General features: G+C 60.4%; 1 pseudogene. It reads left to right on the forward strand.

Going from position 1 to position 785, the window contains the following annotated elements:
• Nucleotides 1–140: 140 nt before the first annotated feature.
• A pseudogene (locus B7G66_RS14445) lies at nt 141–785 on the forward strand (IS630 family transposase); the annotation flags it as partial.

The raw sequence follows: 785 nt of genomic DNA on the forward strand, positions 1-785 counted from the left end.
CTGGGCGAAGCGGGGAACCCGCCCCCGGGCGACAGCCGACCTAATACCAATTTGTTTTGGCTGTGACTCAGGGGGGGGGGGTACACATAGGCGTTGAATTGTGATTCACAGGATACCGTCATTGAAGGAAGGTATCCCTGATGAGCAAGGCGGTCGCACTCCGAGAAGATTATGATGCAGCGAGCATGCGAGGTCTGGCGCGACGAAGCAGACATGCGGCCCAGTCGCGGCGCCTTCTGGCGCTTGCCGCGATTTATGACGGGGCAACGCGTGGCGAGGCGGCCCGTCTTGCGGGAACGGATCGACAGATCGTTCGGGACTGGGTTTTGCGCTTTAACGCGCAAGGGCCTGCGGGGCTGATTGATCGTCATGGTGGGGGTGCTGCCCGCCGCATCATACCTTCCGTCATGGAGGCTCTGGCGCAGCGGATTGAAGACGGTCCCATTCCTTCGGCTCATGGCGTGGTGCGCTGGCGATTGCGTGATCTGTGCGCCTGGCTTCATGAAGAGCACGGGGTCAGCCTGTCTGTTTCCTGGTTGAGCAGGATTGTCCGCAGTGAGAATTTTCGTCTGCTGACGCCACGCCCCCGGCATTATGCCCAGAACCCGGATGCCCAGGACATTTTTAAAAAGATTTTCCTGATGCCCTTGCCGCAATCAGCGCCTGTCACCCCGGAGAAAATATCGAACTGTGGTGGGCGGATGAAGCAAGGATCGGCCAGAAAACGAAGCTGACACGGCGCTGGGCGAAGCGGGGAACCCGCCCCCGGGCGACAGCCGACCTAA

The organism is Novacetimonas hansenii JCM 7643, assembly GCF_000964405.1.
Classification (GTDB): domain Bacteria; phylum Pseudomonadota; class Alphaproteobacteria; order Acetobacterales; family Acetobacteraceae; genus Novacetimonas; species Novacetimonas hansenii.